The sequence below is a fragment of the Arthrobacter sp. KBS0702 genome, assembly GCF_005937985.2.
Classification (GTDB): Bacteria; Actinomycetota; Actinomycetes; order Actinomycetales; family Micrococcaceae; genus Arthrobacter.
In genome coordinates, this window is record NZ_CP042172.1 from 1458125 (window position 1) to 1474486 (window position 16362).

The 16362-nt window shown below is 69.7% G+C and carries 13 protein-coding genes; 7 read left to right on the forward strand and 6 right to left on the reverse strand.

Annotated features, from left to right (window positions below):
- Window positions 1–5: 5 nt before the first annotated feature.
- The 4 genes from FFF93_RS06655 to FFF93_RS06670 all read left to right on the forward strand — a co-directional run bounded on the left by FFF93_RS06655 (window position 6) and on the right by FFF93_RS06670 (window position 4381).
- On the forward strand, window positions 6–3017 hold the full coding sequence (locus FFF93_RS06655) for a bifunctional [glutamine synthetase] adenylyltransferase/[glutamine synthetase]-adenylyl-L-tyrosine phosphorylase (protein WP_138769614.1): 3012 nt from the start codon (window positions 6–8) through the stop codon (window positions 3015–3017).
- An 80-nt stretch (window positions 3018–3097) separates the two neighbouring features.
- Window positions 3098–3514: a VOC family protein gene (locus tag FFF93_RS06660; RefSeq protein WP_138769613.1), complete on the forward strand. Its 417-nt coding sequence runs from the start codon at window positions 3098–3100 to the stop codon at window positions 3512–3514.
- A gap of 64 nt (window positions 3515–3578) precedes the next feature.
- The gene (locus tag FFF93_RS06665) at window positions 3579–4094 is read left to right on the forward strand and encodes a GNAT family N-acetyltransferase (RefSeq protein ID WP_138769612.1); all 516 of its coding nucleotides are present in this window, start codon (window positions 3579–3581) and stop codon (window positions 4092–4094) included.
- Window positions 4095–4195: 101 nt separating this feature from the next.
- Window positions 4196–4381, forward strand: a complete 186-nt coding sequence (locus tag FFF93_RS06670; RefSeq protein WP_261375351.1) for a hypothetical protein — start codon at window positions 4196–4198, stop codon at window positions 4379–4381.
- Window positions 4382–4541: 160 nt separating this feature from the next.
- Here the strand turns inward: FFF93_RS06670 and glnA are convergent, their stop codons facing one another.
- Window positions 4542–5966 (reverse strand): type I glutamate--ammonia ligase, encoded by a 1425-nt coding sequence (gene glnA, locus FFF93_RS06675; RefSeq protein WP_138769611.1) that lies wholly within the window; start codon window positions 5964–5966, stop codon window positions 4542–4544.
- A gap of 297 nt (window positions 5967–6263) precedes the next feature.
- On the opposite strand from glnA, the gene FFF93_RS06680 reads away from it, so the two are divergent.
- Window positions 6264–6701 (forward strand): RDD family protein, encoded by a 438-nt coding sequence (locus FFF93_RS06680; protein WP_138769610.1) that lies wholly within the window; start codon window positions 6264–6266, stop codon window positions 6699–6701.
- Window positions 6702–6780: 79 nt separating this feature from the next.
- Here FFF93_RS06680 and FFF93_RS06685 read toward each other — a convergent pair whose 3' ends face one another.
- From FFF93_RS06685 to lipB, 4 genes are all read right to left on the reverse strand, one after another.
- Window positions 6781–7143, reverse strand: coding sequence for a DUF3817 domain-containing protein (locus FFF93_RS06685; RefSeq protein ID WP_138769609.1), 363 nt, complete (start codon window positions 7141–7143; stop codon window positions 6781–6783).
- Window positions 7144–7317: 174 nt separating this feature from the next.
- Window positions 7318–8079, reverse strand: coding sequence for a DUF4191 domain-containing protein (locus FFF93_RS06690; protein ID WP_138769608.1), 762 nt, complete (start codon window positions 8077–8079; stop codon window positions 7318–7320).
- A gap of 90 nt (window positions 8080–8169) precedes the next feature.
- A complete protein-coding gene (gene lipA / locus FFF93_RS06695) occupies window positions 8170–9177 on the reverse strand; it encodes a lipoyl synthase (RefSeq protein WP_138769607.1) in 1008 nt (335 codons plus the stop codon).
- Window positions 9174–9842: a lipoyl(octanoyl) transferase LipB gene (gene lipB / locus FFF93_RS06700; protein ID WP_138769606.1), complete on the reverse strand. Its 669-nt coding sequence runs from the start codon at window positions 9840–9842 to the stop codon at window positions 9174–9176. The genes lipA and lipB overlap by 4 nt, the downstream gene beginning before the upstream one ends.
- 107 nt (window positions 9843–9949) lie before the next feature.
- On the opposite strand from lipB, the gene FFF93_RS06705 reads away from it, so the two are divergent.
- Complete coding sequence (locus FFF93_RS06705; RefSeq protein ID WP_138769605.1) at window positions 9950–11806, forward strand: serine/threonine-protein kinase; 1857 nt, start codon at window positions 9950–9952, stop codon at window positions 11804–11806.
- Here FFF93_RS06705 and FFF93_RS06710 read toward each other — a convergent pair.
- Window positions 11803–12696 carry a TIGR01777 family oxidoreductase gene (locus FFF93_RS06710; protein ID WP_138769604.1) on the reverse strand — a complete coding sequence of 298 codons (894 nt, stop codon included), beginning with the start codon at window positions 12694–12696 and terminating at the stop codon, window positions 11803–11805. The genes FFF93_RS06705 and FFF93_RS06710 overlap by 4 nt on opposite strands.
- A 74-nt stretch (window positions 12697–12770) precedes the next feature.
- Between FFF93_RS06710 and FFF93_RS06715 the strand changes: the two genes are divergently transcribed.
- The gene (locus tag FFF93_RS06715; protein WP_138769603.1) at window positions 12771–16340 is read left to right on the forward strand and encodes a S41 family peptidase; all 3570 of its coding nucleotides are present in this window, start codon (window positions 12771–12773) and stop codon (window positions 16338–16340) included.
- The last annotated feature ends 22 nt before the right edge of the window (window positions 16341–16362 follow it).

Sequence of the window (16362 nt, forward strand, 5' to 3'; positions counted from 1 at the left end):
CCGCGGTGAGCCTGGCACGGCGCCTCATCGCCGCAGGTTTCAACGACCTCGAGAAGGGCGAGCGGTTCCTGGCCGCCCCCGAACTGGACGGCCTGGACCAGGACGTTTTGTTCGCCGGGCTGCAACTGGCCGCCAACCCTGACACCGCCCTGCAGTCGCTGGTCCGGCTGATCGAGAAGCACCCGGACCTGCGGCGCCTCGCCGCAGCCGAGCCGGACCGCAGCGAGCCGCTGTACCGCGTGCTCGGCGCGTCGGAGGCCCTGGGCGAGTTCCTCATCCGGCACCCCGAACACCTCGATGCCTTCCACGCCCCGGCCAGCCCCGAACCTGCCGCCGCAGACGCCGCCGCGCTGCGCGCCCGGCTCCTGCAGTCGGTCCGCGCCGATCCCAAGGCTGCCCGTCCGGTCGCGGGCCTGGCCGGCCAGGAAGGGTATGCCGCCCTCCGCACGGCCTACCGGCGCGGACTCGTGGAGCTGGCGGTCAAGGATCTTTGCGCCGCCGACCCGCTGGACTACCTGCCCGCGGTCGGGGCCGAGCTCGCGGACCTGGCCGGTGCCGCGATCGAGGCCGCCCTGGCCGTGTCCCGGGCCGAGGCGGCAGTGCAGTTTGGCGCCGGGGACGTGGCCGACGTCGGCCTGGCCGTGATCGGGATGGGCAAGTGCGGCGCCCGCGAACTCAACTACATTTCCGACGTCGACGTCATCTACGTGATCGACGCCGGCGCACTGGAAGACTCGCGGGCAAACACCATCGGAACTGCCCTGGCCTCGGGGATTTCGCGGGCCATCATGTCCACCAGCCGGGAGCCCGGGCTCTGGGAGGTCGACGCCAACCTCCGGCCTGAGGGCAAATCCGGGCCGCTGGTGCGCACCCTCGCCTCGCACGAAAGTTACTACGCGCGCTGGGCCGAAAGCTGGGAGTTCCAGGCGCTGCTCAAGGCCCGGACCATCGCCGGGGACGCCGCCCTCGGAGCACGCTACGAGGCCGCAGTCGCACCGCTGATCTGGTCCTCCGCCGGCCGGGAGGGGTTCGTTGAGTCGGTCCGGTCCATGCGCCGGCGCGTCACCGAACACATCCCGGCCGAGGAGGAACAGCGGCAGATCAAACTCGGCCGCGGCGGGCTGCGCGACGTCGAATTCACCGTCCAGCTGCTCCAGCTGGTACACGGCAGATCGGACGAGACGCTGCGCTGCCGGGACACCACCTCGGCCATTGCCGCGCTCTCCGCCGGAGGCTACATCGGGCGCTCCGACGCCAAGGAATTCGACCGCGACTACCGCTACCTGCGGCTGCTCGAACACCGGATCCAGCTCTTCCAGCTGCGCCGCACCCACCTGATGCCGGTCAAGGAGGCCTCGCTGCGCTCCCTCGCGAAGGCCGTGCTGGGCCCGTTCTCCAACGAACGCCCGCACCCGGATGCGCTGCTCGCGGCCTGGCGGAAGACCAAGCGCTCCGTCCGGGAACTTCACGAACGCATCTTCTACCGCCCGCTGCTCAACACCGCGGCCGCGCTCAGCAGTGAGGAAGCCCGGCTGACCCCCGAGGCCGCGCAGGGCCGGCTCGCCGCGCTCGGCTACCTCGACCCGCCCGGCGCCATGCGGCATATCGAGGCGCTCACCGGCGGGGTCAGCCGCCGTGCCGCGCTGCAGCGGCAACTGCTGCCCATCCTGCTCGGCTGGCTCGCCGAAGGGGTGGACCCCGACGGCGGCCTGCTGGCCTTCCGCCGCGTCAGCGAGGCGCTCGGCACGACGCACTGGTACTTGGGGCTGCTGCGGGATTCGACGGCGGCGGCCGAGCGGCTCTGCCACGTGCTCGCCAACTCCCGGCTGATCTCCGACCTGCTGGAGGTCTCGCCTGAGTCGGTGGCCTGGCTCGGCTCGGACAAGGACCTGGTCCCGCTCAGCTACGAGGCACAATGGCTGGAGATCACCTCCAAGATGTCCCGGCACGCGGACCCGGAAAGCGCCATGCGCCTGATCCGGCTGATCCGGCGCCGCGAAATCCTCAGGATTGCCATCGCCGACAGCGCCGGGCTGCTGGACCAGGACCAGGTGGGTGCGGCCCTGGCCGACACCGACCGCGCCGCGGTACTCGGCGCGCTCCGGGTGGCCGAGACGGTTGTCGCGGCCGGAGGCCCGCTCAAGACGCGGGTGCTGGTGGTCGCGATGGGGCGCCAAGGCGGACGGGAGATTGGCTACGGCTCCGACGCCGACGTGATGTACGTGCACCGCGGCCTGCCGGGGGTCCCGGAGAACGAGGCGCAGGAGCAGGCGGCCCTGATCGTCAACAAGCTCTCCAGCCTGCTGACCCAGCCGCTCAAGCCCGCCATCCTGGCTGAGCGCGTGCTGATGGTCGACGCGGACCTGCGCCCGGAAGGCAAAAGCGGGCCGATGGTGCGGTCGCTGGACTCCTTTGCCGAGTACTACCGCCGCTGGTCCCTCATCTGGGAGGCCCAGGCTCTGCTGCGGGCCCGGCCGATGGCCGGCGACGACGACCTCGCCGCCGACTTCGTCGCGCTGATCGATCCGATCCGGTACCCGGAGGCCATTGCCGACCAGGATGTCCGCGAGGTACGGCGGGTCAAGGCACGCATCGAGGCCGAGCGGCTGCCCCGCGGCGCGGATCCGGCGCGGCACCTGAAGCTGGGCCGCGGCGGCCTGAGCGACGTCGAATGGCTCGCCCAGCTGCTGCAGCTGCGGCACGCCGGCCGGCACCCGGAACTGCGGACCACCTCCACCGTGGAAGCCCTTGAGGCGGCCGCCAGCCTGGAGCTGCTGGAGGCCGGGGAAGTGGTCCTGCTGCTGCGGGCCTGGCGGCTCGCGAGCCGGATCCGCTCAGCCAACGTCATCTGGACCGGCCGCGCCTCGGACCTGTTGCCTTCGTCGCGGCGCGACCTCGAGGCGGTGGCACGCTGGTGCGGCTACAGCCCGGGGAACGCCGCCGCGCTCGAGGAGGATTACCTGCGGCTCAGCCGGCGGGCCCGCGCCGTCTTCGAGCGCGTCTTCTACGGTCAGTAGCCGCACGGCAGCGGCCTGCTGCTGACGCGCCACGGGCCGTCTGCTGACGCGCCACGGGCCACGGTGCTACCTTGGGGCGCATGACCAGGCAACTGTTTGTGAACCTGCCCGTGAAAGACCTCGCGAAGACGGTGCAATTCTTCACCGCGCTGGGGTTTTCCTTCAACCCCGACTTCACCGATGAGAATGCAGGCTGCATGATCGTCAACGACGACGCCTACGTGATGCTGCTGGTGGAGAGCTACTTCAAGACGTTCACGTCCAAGGCTGTTGCCGACGCCCGCAGCAGCAGCGAGGCGATTATGTCCTTCTCGCTGGAAAGCCGTGAGGCCGTGGACGCGCTGGTCAGGACCGCCCTGACCTCCGGCGGAACGCCGTCGGAGGAAGCCCAGGACTACGGGTTTATGTACACTCACAGCTTCCAGGACCCGGACGGCCACCTCTGGGAGGTGTTCTGGATGGACCCGGCCGGGCCACCCAAGGACGCCGCGCTGTAGCGTGCGGGCCAACGCCGGGCGCCCCGTGACCGCGGCGCGGCCCCGCTTTGGATACGCTTCTGTCATGTCTGAACACGTTTGGCTGCTGCCGCTGAAGGACCTCGACGACGACGCACGCGCCGTCAAGCTGGGCGAGGTCGCCGAAGTTGAGCTCGGCGAGGGCCAACGCAGGTTTGTCGGGGACCCGCTGCGGATGATGCTGATGGGCCTTGAAGAGGACGCCCGGCACCCCTTTGTCATCGACGTCGGCGGATCCGCCGTCGGTGTCCTGACCCTGCAGACCGGAGCGGCGACCCTGGCCGGCTGGGCGGACGACACTTCAGTCTGGCTGCTGCGCGGCTTCCTGATCGACCGCCGGCAGCAGGGCAAGGGCCTCGGTGCGCTGGCAGCGGAGGCCGCCGTCCGGGCGGCGGAGAAACTGACGGCAGCCTTCGGCGGCGGCCAGGCCGGCGTCGTCCTGTCCGTGAACGAAGAGAATCCTGCGGGGCAGGCCGCCTACCGGAAGGCCGGCTTCGAGGACCGCGGGCAATACCTTGGCCGCGACGCCGGCCCGCAGAGGACCATGTACCGGGCGTTCTGACCGGCGCTTCCTGGGATGGCTGGCGGTTCCGATAGCATGGGGACTATGAGCGCGAACCTACGCTAGCCCACCAGGGGCCGGCGACAATGGAAAGGCATTCCATGCTGAAACGCGCTCTGCCCCATGCCCTGTTCCGTATTTTCGGGCACCGTGTCTGCTGTGGCGCCATTCCGCGCTGGACCGCCCATGTCGGCCAGCGGTGGGACACCTATGACGTCGCGCCCTACAACCTCTACAACATCGTTTGGTGCGCCCAGCACTGGGTTCTGCAGAACTGCGACGACTGACCGCCCGGGAGGGCTCCAACCGTGCGGCGCCGCCGTCGGAGCCGTAGTCGAGTTGCCTGCACATCAAAAAGGCCGGCCCGAGGTGGTGAACCTCGGACCGGCCTTTGTTGTAACCGGGCGGACCCGCCCGGACTAGTCCCGGCGCGGCCGCCTGATCCGGCTATACGCCGTAGTAGAGCTCGAACTCGTACGGGTTCGGGCGCAGCGAGAGCGGACGGATCTCGTTCTCGTACTTGTATTCGATCCAGGTGTCGATCAGGTCCTGGGTGAAGACGCCGCCGGCCTGCAGGAACTCGTTGTCCTCGGCCAGGGCTTCCAGGGCCTCCTCGAGCGTGCCCGGGGCCTTGGGGATGTCCTTGGCTTCCTCGGCGGGGAGCTCGTAGAGGTCCTTGTCGATCGGAGCCGGGGGTTCGATGCGGTTGCGGATGCCGTCGATGCCGGCCATAAGCTGGGCCGCGAAGGCCAGGTACGGGTTGGAGGAGGGGTCCGGAGCGCGGAACTCGATGCGCTTCGCCTTCGGGTTGGAGCCCGTGATCGGGATACGGATACCGGCGGAGCGGTTGCCCTGCGAGTAAACCATGTTGACCGGAGCCTCGAAGCCCTTGACCAGGCGGCGGTAGGAGTTCACCGTCGGGTTGGTGAAGGCCAGCACGGCGGAGGAGTGCTTCAGCAGGCCGCCGATGTACCAGCGGGCGGTGTCGGACAGGCCGGCGTAGCCCTTCTCGTCGTAGAACAGCGGCTCGCCGCCGTTCCACAGCGACTGGTGGCAGTGCATGCCCGAGCCGTTGTCACCGAAGACCGGCTTCGGCATGAAGGTGACCGACTTGCCCCAGGCGTCCGCGGTGTTCTTGATGACGTACTTGAACTTCTGCAGGTCATCGGCCGCGTGGGTCAGCGTGGTGAACTTGTAGTTGATTTCTGCCTGGCCGGCAGAGCCCACCTCGTGGTGGCTGCGCTCGACCTCAAGGCCGGCCTCGTCCAGGGCGATGCACATGGCGTCGCGCAGGTCGGCCTGCTTGTCGGTGGGGGAGACCGGGAAGTAACCGCCCTTGACGGGGGTCTTGTAGCCGAGGTTTCCGCCCTCTTCCTCGCGGCCGGTGTTCCAGTGGGCTTCCTCGGAGTCGATCTTGTAGAAGCTGCCCTGCGGGGAGGACTGGTACTGGACGTTGTCGAAGACGAAGAATTCGGCCTCGGGGGCGAAGAAGGCGGTGTCGGCGATGCCGGTGGAGGCCAGGTAGGCCTCGGCCTTCTCGGCCACGCCGCGGGGATCGCGGTGGTACGGGTCACCCGTGCGGGGGTTCACGATGGAGAAGTTCAGCGCGAGGGTCTTCTCGATGCGGAAGGTGTCAACAAACGCCGTCGTGACGTCCGGGATGAGCTGCATGTCCGACTCGGCGATGCCCTGGAAGCCGCGGATCGACGAGCCGTCGAAGAGCTGGCCGTTGACGAAGAAGTCCGCGTCTACGCTCTTGGCGGGCACGTTGAAGTGCTGCTGAACGCCCGGGAGGTCGGTGAAGCGGATATCGACGAATTTGATGTCTTCGTCTTTGATGAACTTGAGGACTTCGTCCGCAGTCTTGAACATCTATGCTCCTTACGCATATGAAAGATCTGGCCATCGGGCCGTGTGGTCCAGCGCAGTCCGACGGCGGGGAAAACGCAGTGTTCACCCCGCCCACGATGCCGCTGGCAACTGTTACCACCCTAAGGACACGGGATTTCCCCACGGTGTCCGCTTTGTTTCGGGGAGGTTACAGAATGCGCTGACGTGTTAAAGTTAGTCGCTGTCCACAGTGTGGCCTATCCGGGTCCGCTCTGTGACCGACGAGAGTCCAAATAGTGGTCAACGCGGGGTGCCGCCGGGAGCCGATAGGCTTGGAGGGTGGTTGATCGCAAAGACATAGGCTCGTGGCTCAGTGGACCGGATACGTCCGGCATCTCCAAGTACCCGGGGGAGCGCCTGGGCCTGCCCGAGTCCGGCCCCGGCTCCATTGCCCGGGCCGGCCGGCGGATCCTCGCCATCTGTATCGACTGGGGGATCGCCCTGCTGATCAGCAACTTCGCCTTCGCCGGGAACTCCTGGGCGACCCTTGCCGTGTTCGCTGTGGAGCAGGCGCTGCTGGTCGGGACGCTGGGCTACAGCATCGGCCACCGGATCATGGGCATCCACGTTGTCCGCCTCGGCGGCGGCCCGGCGGGCCCGCTCCCCGCCCTGGTCCGCAGCGTCCTACTCTGCCTCGTGGTGCCCGCGGTCATCTTCGACCCGGACCACCGTGGCCTGCACGATAAGGCCATGAACACCGTCCTCGTCCGGATGTAGCTTCGGCGATTTGCCAGCGATGGCCAGTATTTCGCAGCGCTCAGCGGCCAGCTGCGGCTAATCAACGGGGGCAGTACACCTAGACCCGCGCCGGCTCCTGGGCGGGGGTGAGTTCGTCCGCGCCGGTTGGCACCGCAAGGTGGCCGCGGCGGCCGGCCCAGCGTTCGAACCAGACGGTGGCGAACGGCAGCACCGCGGCGAGCCCGGCGAAAAGCGCTACCCGGAACGGCCAGCGCTGCTGCCGCCACAGGGCCAGGGCCGCAACCCCGTAGCCGATGAAGAAGGCCCCGTGGATCGGACCGGCAATTTCCACGCCCAGTTCGGTGGCCTTCAGCACCCACTTGAGGAACATCCCGACGAGCAGCGCTGCCCAACTGAAGGCTTCAGCGACTGCCAGCACGCGGAAAGTCCCGACGACGGCGGTTTTCGAGGGAAGTTTCATGGGGGCTCTCCGGATTCGGTCGTGGCGGTGCCCGTGGGCGTGCCGTGGCGGTGAGTGGGGAGTGCCGGGCTGTGCGCCGGCGTCGGACGTGTTAGTCGTGGCGGTCAATGCGAAACGCCCCGGTTCCCGGCTTGAGGCCGGTAACCGGGGCGTTTCTGGAAAGCGTTGGCGCCCCTAGCGGCCGCGGGCCGCCTTGCGGTCCGGGCGTGCCTTGTACGGGTCAATGCCCTTGGGGATGGGCAGGCGGCTGCCGAGCGAGGCGATGCGCTTGGAGACGGTGCTGACCTCGGTCTTGGTCAGTTCGTTCTTCATCTTGCCCATCTTCCGGGCGACCTGGCTGATCGGCACCTGGCCCTCGCCCCGGCCGCTCTCGATCACGTGGATGGTGACGTTGGGCAGGATGCGCGAGAGGCGCTTGCGTTCGCCGTCGAGCAGGGGCTTGACGCGGTGGCTCGGGCCCTCGCTGACGAGCACGACGCCGGGGCGGCCGATGGCGCGGAACACGGCGTCCTGGGTGCGCGGGTTCACGGCGACCGGCTGCTCCTCGGTGATCCAGCCGCGGCGGAGGGTGCCCAGTGCAGCGCCCGAAGCGCCCGGCTGGTTCTCAATCTGGGCGAACGCTGCGCGCTCGGCGCGGCGGGACAGGATCAGGGTGGCCGCCAGAATGCCCAGCGGAATGCCGATGATCAGGCCGGTGATCCAGTTCTCCAGCAGGAAGCCCACCAGGAAGCTGACCGCGACGACGCCGAGGAAGGCCAGCAGCATGAGCCACGGCACCATCGGGTCATGGCGGCGTGTCATCTGGAAGACTTCGCTGATCTGCTTCAGCCGGCTCGGCTTCTTGACCTTGGCTTCCTTGGGCTTGCGGGAAAAAAGGCCACGCTTCGGCTCATCGGCTGAAGACGGGGACGTGCTGGAGTCAGGGAAATTCGCCATAGTGCCTTAATTCTACGTGATGCACGGCTCAGGGCCGGACACCGGATTGCTCCGGCGCCGGCCCTGGGCGGCATGGGTGTACGGGGTCGTTCAGGAGTGTGCAGCGAGCAGCGAGCTGGCTTCCTGCCGGGTGCTGCCCGAGCTTTCGATGTGCGCGAGCTCGGCGGGGATTTCCCAGCCCTTCTTGCGCATCGCGGTGGCCCAGAGCCGGCCGGCGCGGTAGGAGGATCGTACCAGCGGTCCGCTCATCACACCGAGGAAGCCGATCTCGTCGGCTTCCTGCTGCAGGTCCACGAACTCCTGCGGCTTGACCCAGCGGTCCACCGGGAGGTGGCGTTCGCTCGGGCGCAGGTACTGCGTGATGGTGATCAGGTCGCAGCCGGCCTCGTGCAGGTCGCGAAGCGCCTCGGAGATTTCCTCGCGGGTCTCGCCCATGCCCAGGATCAGGTTGGACTTCGTGACCATGCCGAGCTTGCGTCCCTGGGTGATGACGTCCAGGGACCGTTCGTAGCGGAAGGCGGGACGGATGCGCTTGAAGATCCGGGGCACGGTTTCGACGTTGTGCGCGAAGACCTCCGGCTTGGAGTCGCAGATGGCCTCGATGTGCTCGGGCTTGCCGGAGAAGTCGGGGATCAGCAGCTCGACGCCGGTGCCCGGGTTCAGCTCGTGGATCTTGCGGACCGTTTCGGCGTAGAGCCAGACGCCCTCGTCGGCGAGGTCGTCGCGGGCCACGCCGGTGACGGTGGCGTAGCGCAGCTGCATGGACTGGACCGAGCGGGCCACCTTGGTGGGTTCGAACATGTCCACGGGGGAGGGCTTGCCGGTGTCGATCTGGCAGAAGTCGCAGCGCCGGGTGCATTCGGAGCCGCCGATCAGGAAGGTGGCCTCTTTGTCTTCCCAGCACTCGAAGATGTTCGGGCAGCCGGCCTCCTCACATACCGTGTGGAGGCCTTCCTTCTTGACGAGGTTCTTGAGCTGGACGAACTCCGGGCCCATCTGGACCTTGGCCTTAATCCAGTCGGGCTTCCGTTCCACCGGGGTGGCCGCATTGCGCTGCTCGATACGCAGCATCTTCCGGCCTTCTGGTGCCAGTGTCACAGTAGAGCTCCTTCGTGGGTTGCAACTAGGGCTTCTTCATTGTTGCGCAGTTCCTCGGTGATCCGCGACACGAGGTCCGCCGGGGTGACGTCCCGGCCGGTCTCCTGCGCGATCGTTGTGACCCCGGCGTCGGTGATGCCGCAGGCGATGATCTGGCCGTACGGGGCCAGGTCGTTGTTGCAGTTGATCGCGAAGCCATGCATGGTGACGCCCTCGTGGACGCGGATGCCGATGGCGGCAATCTTGCGTGCCGGCCCCTTCTCGTCCTGGTCGATCCAGACGCCGGCGCGGCCCTTGATGCGGACGGCGTCAATGCCGTAGTCGGCCAGGACGGCGATGATGACGGCTTCGAGGCGTTCAACATAGTCCCGGATGCCGGCCGGGTTCTTCAGCTTGATGATGGGGTAGCCCACTAGTTGGCCGGGGCCATGCCAGGTCAGCTTGCCGCCGCGGTCCACCGGCACAACCGGGGTTCCGTCGAAGGGGCGCTCGTGGTCTTCGGTGCGTTTGCCGGCGGTGTAGACCGGGGAATGTTCGAGCAGCAGAACGGTGCTGGGTGCGGTCCCGGCGACGACTTTCTCGTGCAGTTCGCGCTGGATGTCCCAGCCGCGGGTGTAGTCGACGAATTCGGGGGCGAGACCCAGCTGGGAGAACTCAAGAGTCATGGCATCCAGCTTAGTCCTCGGCTGTGCTGCCCACCGCTTCTGTGGTGAAGCTCTCATGCCTGTGGATAACTTCTGCAGGGACGCCACGAATCGGCTATTCCTGAGCTATGGATGATGACAAGCTGTCCTCCGTGCCCGGTCCGGGGCCGGCGCCGGAGGTTCCCGGTTACGACGTCGGTCGGCTGCTGGGGTGCGGCGGCACCGCTGCCGTCTGGCTCGCCACGGAGCATGTGACGCGCCGTGACGTCGCGCTGAAGTGCCTGGCTGCCGGCGGCCCGCCGGAAGCGGGAGATGCCGAGGAAGCCGCTCGGCGCGAGGTCCGGATCCTCTCCGTGCTCGAGCACGAGCACCTCGTCAAGGTTCGCGCGGTGGTCCGGGTGCGTCACGGGACCGGCGGCGGTACGGGGCTGGGCCTGGTGCTGGACTACGCCGACGGCGGATCGCTGGCGGAACTCCTGGCGGCCCGCGGGAGCCTCCCCCCGGGGGAGGCCGTGACCGTTCTGACGCCGATCGCGCAGGCGGTGGCCTATTTGCACGGAAACGGCTTTACCCACGGCGACGTCTCACCCGGCAACGTGCTGTTCACCGCCCAGGGCAAACCGCTGCTCGCCGACCTCGGGGTGGCGCGGATGCTGGCGGACCCGCGGGAACCTTCCCGCCCCGGAACGGACGGGTTCCGCGACCCCGCGCCGGTTGATGCAGTCCGGGCAGGCCTGCAGCCGGAGGGTGACGTCTACTCGGTGGCTGCCTTGGGCTGGTTCTGCCTCACCGGCCGGGCGCCCGAACCGGAGCCGCAGCGCCCTCCGCTGCCGCTGTTGGTCCCGGGTGTTCCGGCCCGGCTCGCCGAGGCCCTCGAGGCGGGGCTGCGCACCGACCGGCGCCAGCGGCCGTCCGCGGCGGAACTCGCGGCCGCCATATTCCGGAGCGCGCCGGCCGAGCCCGTGGACCTGTCAGCCTCCGTGCACCCCACAGTGCTGCCGCAGCTGCTGACCAGGGGCTCCTTGCCCCCGGGTGCGCGGGAACGCCGGGCAGGCCGGCTGCGGAACTGGCGGTCACGGGCGCCGGGCCGGGTGCCGGGCCTCGGGTACGGCCGGGGGCGGAGTCCGGCGGTTGGCTCGCGGCTTCGCCCCGGGCTCGCTGATTCGACACAGCGAGCCGGGACCGAAGCCGCGAGCGGAGCGGCCGCCCGCGCACGGCATGCCGCATCCCGGGTCCGCGTGCAGCGTCACCGGCTGCAGCTTCGAGGGACCGGCATCCGGCGGACCGGCGCCCCGGGGACCGGCATCCGGCGGACCGCGGCCGGGTTCGTGCTGGCAGCCCTCCTCACGGCCGTCGGCATCCTCGCGGCGCCGCTGCTTGCCGGTCCGGCGCCCGGACCCGCCGGACCCGCCGGGCCTGCCGGAGCTGCCGTCGACCCGACACCGGGCTCCGGACCACGTCCGGGCACCGGACCAGGCTCCGGAGCAGCGGCGCCAAGCCAAGGGCCACGCCCGGGGCCGGCCGCGGCAGCCAACGGGAAGGCAGCCGCGGCAGCCGAAGCCGTTCCGGCGGAACTCCAGGAACTGCTCGCGGCACCGCGGCCGGAGGATGCCGTCCGGGGTCTCGCCGGCCTCCGCTCCTACGCCCTCACATCGGGCAGCCTCGGCTTGTTGGAACAGGTCACCGCCCCGGCGTCGCCCGCCGCCGCCGCGGACGCTGCGCTCGGTTCCCGACTGGCGGAGTCCGGCCACGTGCTGGACGGCTTTGAGGCCCGGCTGTCGACGGTCCGGGCCCTGCCGGAAAGCACCGCCACCCGGGCCGTGGTGTCGCTCAGCGTTGCCTCGCCGCCCTACCAGGAGCGCGACGCTGCCGGCACAGTGGTCGCCGAAGCGCCCGCCGCCATGGAACGGCGGCTCCGCCTGGTCCTGGTGCCGGTGGACGGCAGGTGGCGGATCCAGGACATCCTCCCCGACGCCGGAGGCTAGGTGCGGTCCGCCACCCAGGCCGCGGCCTCGGCGAGCGAGGGGTGCTGCCACTGGAATCCGGCCCCTGCCAGGGCCGCTGGCTCCATCCGCTGGCTGGCCAGCAGGAGCTCGTTGGCCAGCTGGCCCATCACGAGGCGCAGCACCGGCGCGGGTACCCGCAGCAGGGCCGGCCGGTGCAGGGCGCCGGCCAGCCGCGCGATCAACGAATTCACGTCCGCGCACTCCGGCGCGCAGACATTGACCGGCCCGGCCAACGGTGCGGTGAGCAGGAACTCAAAGGCGGCCGCCACATCGGGAAGCGTGATCCACGGCCAATACTGGCGGCCGTTGCCAAGGGGGCCGCCCACGCCCAGGCGCAACAGCGGCAGCAGCCGGCCCAGGGCGCCGCCGTTCCGGCTCAGGACGACGCCGGTGCGCGCGGTGACCACGCGGACCCCGGCCGGCGCCTCGTGTGCGGCGGCCTCCCAGTCGACGCAGATCCGGGCCAGGATGCCAGTCCCTGCCGGGGCGTTCTCCCGCAGCACGGCCGGCCCGGCGTTGCCGTAGTAGCCGGAGGCGGACTGGCTAAGGAACACCGGCGGCGGGGTGTCCATGCGTCCCATCGCCGCCGTTAGGGTCCGCGTCGCGCCAAGCCGGGAGGAGCTCAGTTCGCTGATCCGGCGCCGCGTCCAGGGCCGGTCGCCGATCCCCGCACCGGAAAGGTTGATGACGGCGTCGGCGCCCTTGAGGGCAGTGTCGTCGATCCGTCCCGCCGCGGGATCCCACTGGACCTCGGCGGGCGAGGCGGGCGGCCGCCGGACCAGGCTGACGACGTCGTGTCCGCTGCCGCGCAACGTGTCGGACAGGGCAGTTCCGATCAGCCCGGAGGCACCGGCAATGAGGATTCGCATGATCCATCTCACCATGCCCGGCACGGCAGGGGAACCTCCCCGGAGGCCGCGTCCGTTTTGACTATGATCGAACGATGACCTCTTCGAGCTACCTCCGTTTTCCGCATCTGCACGGCGATCTGGTCACCTTCGTGGCCGAGGACGACGTCTGGATCGCGCCCCTCGACGGCGGCCGCGCCTGGCGGGTTTCCTCCCTGCAGTTGCCCGCCCGCAACCCCCGCTTCACCCCCGACGGGCAGCGCCTGGTGTGGACAGTTATCCAGGGCACGGCGCCCGAGGTTGTGACGGCGGACGTCGACGGCGGCGGATACCGTCAGCTCAGCTACTTCGGCCACAGCTCCACCAAGGTCAAGGGTTTCACCCCCGACGGCGACGTGGTGGTGACGAGTGCCTTCCGGCAGGCGGACAGCCGCCTCACGCATGCCTACAGCCTGCCGGTGGACGGCGGCTGGGCCGAGGAACTGCCGTTCGGGCCGGTCGAGTCGGTGGCCTTCGGCACCGTCGTTGGGGACGAGCGCCCCGTAGTCCTGGCCAGTGTGCTTTCGCGCGAACCCGCCTGGTGGAAGCGCTACCGCGGCGGCGCCGCCGGCAAGCTCTGGATTGACGCCGACGGAAACGGCGAGTTCGAACGGCTCGCCCCCGAACTCGACGGCAACCTCACCGATCCCATGTGGGTCGGGGGCCGGATCGCCTTCCTCTCCGACCACGAGGGCTACGGCAACCTTTACTCCGTGCTGCCCAACGGCACGGACCTGCGCCGCCACACCGACCACGAGGACTTCTACGTTCGGCACGCAGCCACCGACGGCAAACGGGTCATCTTCGAATCCGCCGGTGAACTCTGGTTCCTGGCCGGCCTCGACACGGACGCGGTCAAACTCGACATCACGCTGGGGTCCGCCTCGCAGGCCCGGCGCGCGTCCGCGCTGAAGACCTCCCGCCACCTCGGCGACGTCATCCCCGACCACACCGGCGACTCCAGCGCAGTCGAAGCCCACGGCACCCTGCACTGGCTGCGGCACAAGGACGGCCCGTCACGGATCCTGGAGGCCACCCCGGGTGTCCGCGCACGCCTGCCCCGCCCCTTCGGCGCCGGCCGGATCGCCTACGTCGCGGACCACGGGGGAGTCGAAGCCCTCTACCTGAAGGCCATCGCGGCACCCGTGCACGGCGGTAACGCTTCCGCCGGCCCGGCGCCCGCACCGGCTGCCACCGCCACGACGGAGCACACTGCCGACGGCGGCACGCCGCTGCCCCGGCCGGTCTCGGCTGCCGCCCTGACCCGGCCGGACGCCACCGCTGTCGTCTCCGCCGAAGCCGCCGGCGATGCCCACGAGTTCGAAGCCCAGCACGGCGTTACCCAGGTCGGCGCGGCCAAGAGCGGTGCCGGATCCGCCGCGGAGCGCGCCGACGCCGGACAGCAGACCCGGATCGACTTCCCAAAGCCGAGCCGCGCCAGCGCCCTTGAGGCCAGCCCGGACGGCAACTGGGTCGCCGTCGGCACTGCCTTCGGCGACGTCTACCTCGCGGACACGCGCACCGGCGCCCTGACGCTCCTGAGCAGCATCGGCGAGGGCAGCATCGACGGCTTCAGCTGGTCGCCGGACTCGGCGTGGCTGGGCTGGGCCGAACCGGTGACCTCCTTCGGTTCCCGCACCCGGCTCCGGCTTGCCGGGATCGCGTCCGGAACGGGGAAGGCGGGGGCCGGCACGGGGGAAGCGGGCACGGCGGACGCGGCAGCGCGGCCGGCAATCATCGATGTCACCGACGGCCGGTTCCGGGACGAGTCGCCCGCGTTCACGCCGGACGGCAAGTTCCTCGCTTTCCTGTCCAACCGCAGCTTCGACCCGGTCTACGACGGACACTCCTTCGACCTCTCCTTCCCGAGCCCGATCAAGCCGTACCTCGTGGCCCTGGCCGCCGACACCCCGTCCCCGTTCGGGCCGAGCGTTGCCCTGCCCGACGACGACGCGGACCGCGCCGACGCCACGGAGGCCAGCAACACTGAAGCCTCGGTGTCGGTCAAGGTCGACGCCGAAGGGCTGGCCCACCGTGTCATCAATGTCCCGGTCCCGCAGGGCAACTACTCGGACCTCTCCGCGACCGCCGGCGCGCTGCTCTGGCTCGACCACGAGCTGGCCGGCGTAACGGGGGAAGGCCGGGCCACCCTGGAGGACAAGAACGCGGCGCCGAGCCTGGTCCGCTTCGACCTTGCCAAGCGCCGCACCACCACAATCGTCGAAGCTTTGGACAGCTACCGGCTTACCGGCGACGGCGAAAAGGTCATCCTGGTCCAGGACAAACAGATCCGCGTCTCACCGGCCGCAGCCAAGGCCGATGAGGACTCCGGGCAGCTGGTTAAGGTCGACCTGAACCGCATCCGGGTCCGCCTGGATCCGGTCAGCGTCTGGGGGCAGGCCTTCGACGAGGCCTGGCGCCTGCAGCGCGATTTCTTCTGGACCGAGGACATGGCCGGCCAGGACTGGGACTCCGTGCATGCCCGCTACCGGCCGATCGTGGAACGCCTCGGCTCGCACGATGACCTCGTGGACCTGCTCTGGGAGCTCCACGGCGAGCTGGGCACCTCACATGCCTACGTCCGTCCGGCACTGGTGACGGAGAATGGCAGCAACGGCCAGGGCCGCCTCGGTGCGGACCTCGCCTTCAACGGCGAGGGCTGGCAAATCACCCGCATCCTGGCCGGTGAATCCTCGGACCCGCTTGCGACCTCGCCGCTGACCCGGCCTGGGGCGGACGCCCGGGTCGGCGATGTCCTGTTGGCCATCGACGGCGTCGAACTGTCCGAGGCTCTCACCCCGGCCGTTCAGCTGGCCGGCGCCGCCGGCCGCGCCGTCGAACTGACCCTGCGCAACGGCGCCGGACACGGTGACCAGGCAGGGAAGCAGCGCCGCGTCGCCGTCGTGCCCGTCAAGGACGAGGAACGGCTGCGCTACCAGGAATGGGTCGCCTCCAACCGCCGCACGGTGCGGGAGGCCTCGCACGGGACCTTCGGGTACCTGCACATCCCGGACATGATGGCCAACGGCTGGGCCCAGCTGCACCGCGACCTGGATACCGAAACCTCGCTCGACGGCCTGATCGTGGACGTCCGCCGCAACCGCGGCGGCCACACCTCGCAGCTTGTGGCCGAGCTGATCGGCCGCAAGGTCACCGGCTGGAGCATGCCGCGCGGCGAGCGGCCGCGTACGTACCCGCACCATGCCCCGCGCGGGCCGGTCATCATCCTCACCGACGAATTTGCCGGCTCCGACGGCGACATCATCACCCAGGTGTCCAAACTCCGCGGGATCGGGCCGGTCATCGGCACCCGGACCTGGGGCGGGGTCGTCGGCATCGACAACCGCTTTGCCCTCGCGGACGGCACCGGAGTCACCCAGCCCCGCTACGCCACCTGGTTCACCGGCGGTGTGGGCTGGGGCGTCGAAAACTATGGTGTCGCCCCCGACATCGAGGTCGCCTTCCCGCCGCACGCCTACGCCGCCGGCGCGGACCCGCAGCTGGAATACGGCATCGGGGCACTCAAGGAAATGATCCAGGAGCTTCCCACCGACCGCCCGCCGCTCCGCGAGGGCTACCGCACGGTGCGTCCGGCCCCGTTGCCGGCCCGCCGGCAGGGAAACTAGCAGACACCACGAAGGCCCCCGC

Excerpts from the sequence above, each read along its gene's own strand:
- FFF93_RS06705 (WP_138769605.1), top strand. The coding sequence starts at position 9,950 with ATGGATGATGACAAGCTGTCCTCCGTGCCCGGTCCGGGGCCGGCGCCG.
- lipB (WP_138769606.1), bottom strand. The coding sequence starts at position 9,842 with ATGACTCTTGAGTTCTCCCAGCTGGGTCTCGCCCCCGAATTCGTCGAC.
- FFF93_RS06670 (WP_261375351.1), top strand. The coding sequence starts at position 4,196 with ATGCTGAAACGCGCTCTGCCCCATGCCCTGTTCCGTATTTTCGGGCAC.
- FFF93_RS06660 (WP_138769613.1), top strand. The coding sequence starts at position 3,098 with ATGACCAGGCAACTGTTTGTGAACCTGCCCGTGAAAGACCTCGCGAAG.
- FFF93_RS06710 (WP_138769604.1), bottom strand. The coding sequence starts at position 12,696 with ATGCGAATCCTCATTGCCGGTGCCTCCGGGCTGATCGGAACTGCCCTG.
- FFF93_RS06715 (WP_138769603.1), top strand. The coding sequence starts at position 12,771 with ATGACCTCTTCGAGCTACCTCCGTTTTCCGCATCTGCACGGCGATCTG.
- FFF93_RS06685 (WP_138769609.1), bottom strand. The coding sequence starts at position 7,143 with ATGAAACTTCCCTCGAAAACCGCCGTCGTCGGGACTTTCCGCGTGCTG.
- FFF93_RS06665 (WP_138769612.1), top strand. The coding sequence starts at position 3,579 with ATGTCTGAACACGTTTGGCTGCTGCCGCTGAAGGACCTCGACGACGAC.
- FFF93_RS06690 (WP_138769608.1), bottom strand. The coding sequence starts at position 8,079 with ATGGCGAATTTCCCTGACTCCAGCACGTCCCCGTCTTCAGCCGATGAG.
- glnA (WP_138769611.1), bottom strand. The coding sequence starts at position 5,966 with ATGTTCAAGACTGCGGACGAAGTCCTCAAGTTCATCAAAGACGAAGAC.